The organism is Lactobacillus acetotolerans DSM 20749 = JCM 3825, from assembly GCF_001436775.1.
Lineage (GTDB): Bacteria > Bacillota > Bacilli > Lactobacillales > Lactobacillaceae > Lactobacillus > Lactobacillus acetotolerans.
This window is the reverse complement of the sequence record NZ_AYZC01000078.1, coordinates 1-1995: the sequence shown is the minus strand read 5'-3', so window position 1 is coordinate 1995 and position 1995 is coordinate 1. Positions and strand designations below refer to the sequence as shown.

At 41.5% G+C, this 1995-nt stretch carries 2 protein-coding genes; both read left to right on the top strand.

The genetic code is table 11. From position 1 onward, the window contains the following. Positions 1-78: 78 nt before the first annotated feature. The gene (gene tnpA / locus FC77_RS07500; protein WP_054682320.1) at positions 79-489 is read left to right on the top strand and encodes an IS200/IS605 family transposase; all 411 of its coding nucleotides are present in this window, start codon (positions 79-81) and stop codon (positions 487-489) included. Between the two features lie 32 nt (positions 490-521). Then, complete coding sequence (locus tag FC77_RS07495; protein ID WP_056971006.1) at positions 522-1841, top strand: RNA-guided endonuclease InsQ/TnpB family protein; 1320 nt, start codon at positions 522-524, stop codon at positions 1839-1841. The last annotated feature ends 154 nt before the right edge of the window (positions 1842-1995 follow it).

Here is a 1995-nt window from a genome sequence, read left to right as displayed (position 1 = left end):
TTGCTTAAATTTATCTCTTTAATGGTATAATTAAATTTGCTAAAATTTGATATGTATCAAGGAGCTAAGTTAATATTAATGGTTAAAGAATATCATACTTCTTCAAGTGTTTCAGTTTTGATCTATCACCTAGTTTGGGCAACCAAATATCGCAATCAAGCTTTAACATCTGAAATTAGAGAAATGCTTGATCAAAAGATTAGAAAAATTTGTGCTGAAAACTCTTGTCAAGTTGAGGCGCTGACTATCATGCCCAATCATGTGCATTTAGAGGTGGTTATGCCACCTTGGATATCAGTTACCGTTTTAATTAAGAAGCTTAAAGGCACCACTGCAAGATGGCTTTTTAAGCAGAAGCCTGAATTAAGGCGGTCCTTTTACCATCACCATTTGTGGTCGCCATCATATTTTGCCAGAACAGTAGGCAATTGCTCAGAAGAAACTATTAAGCATTATGTGGAAACTCAATGGGAAAGACCATTTAGATGATACGCATTAAATATTGAAAGGAGATGAGATTTATGGCTTTTAAGACTAAGCTTGCCGAACATGAAATTCAACTGGGCACCAGACAATATCGCATTTACCCAGAAGGTGAACAAATAGCTTGGATTTGGCAGTTGTTTGGCGCTAATCGTTTTGTCTGGAATCAATTTATAGCTACCTTTGAGGCACGCTATGAAGCCAATCCTGAATTAAAATTTCCAAAAATTAGCGTCTTGAAGAGCTGGCTTCCCCTGATGCGCAAGGAGCATGAATGGCTAAAAAGAGTTAACAGCACGTCTTTGCAATTTACGGTTGAACGCTTTAGCGATGCCATGTGGGCTTTTCTAACTAAAAAACAAATTAAGCAAGGCAAGCCCAGATTTAAAAGCCGTAAGTATTATTCTCAAACTGCCACGATTAAAAATGTTAAATATCAGACCAAGACTGGTGCTCAAGCTCAGATTGCAGTGCTTAGTCCGCACCACTTAAGAATTGGCAAGAAGAACGGCATTACGCTGAGAACCAGCTCTTTGAATAATCTGAGAAATGTCCGCATTCAAAAAGCTGTCATTTCCTATCGGCAAGATTTAGACCGCTATTATATCAGCTTTTCTGTTGTGAAAGATAAACGACAGCTAGCTCAATATCAGGTGAAGTCTAAGAAAACTGGCAAATCAGTGGGGATTGACGTTGGCCTGGGCAAAGAATGGCTGGTAACCAGTGATGGCAAACGTTTTGGCGTGCCTGCTACCTTCAAGCTGGGAAAAGCAATGCTTAAGCGCCAAAGCCACTGCGACCGCAATCGGACCGCGATTGAAAAGCGGGTAGCTCGGTTCAACCAAAGCCACAAAGAAGCCAAGATAGACAAGTACGACTATGCCAACTGGCAAAAGCTGAGAAAGACCAAAAGCAAGTACCAGCTTAAGATCAGAAACATTAGATACGACTACCTGCAGAAAGTAACGACTGAGCTGGTTAAGAGCTATGACGTGATTGTCATTGAAGATTTGAAAATCAAGAATCTGCTCGGCAATCATAAGCTGGCTCACAATATCGCTAATGCTTCTTGGGGCATGTTCAGAAGACTGCTGGTTTACAAATGCGAGTGGTACGGCAAGAAGCTGATTGTGGTGAAACCGCAGTATACTAGCCGGATCTGTTCAGAATGTGGGAAAAAGAATCCAAGATTCGCCCATATGAAGACCAGGGACTGGCTAGCTATCAGAGAATGGGATTGTCCATACTGCCATGCGCATCACGATCGAGACGTAAATGCCTCCAAGAATATCTTGGCTAGAGCAGTTAGCTTAGGAAGCAAAATAAGTAAAATACAGGCTGGGGCCCAGCCTTGCTAAAATAGGCCGACCGCCATGCTCTTGTGGGATTAGAAAGCCACTAAGCTCAAGAAAACTTGAGTGGACATTTTTGAATGAAGAGGACAAGTCAGGCTGTTCGCAGAAAAACTCTAAACAAAGAGACCACCCATCTATTTGATGGGTGGTAGGTCAT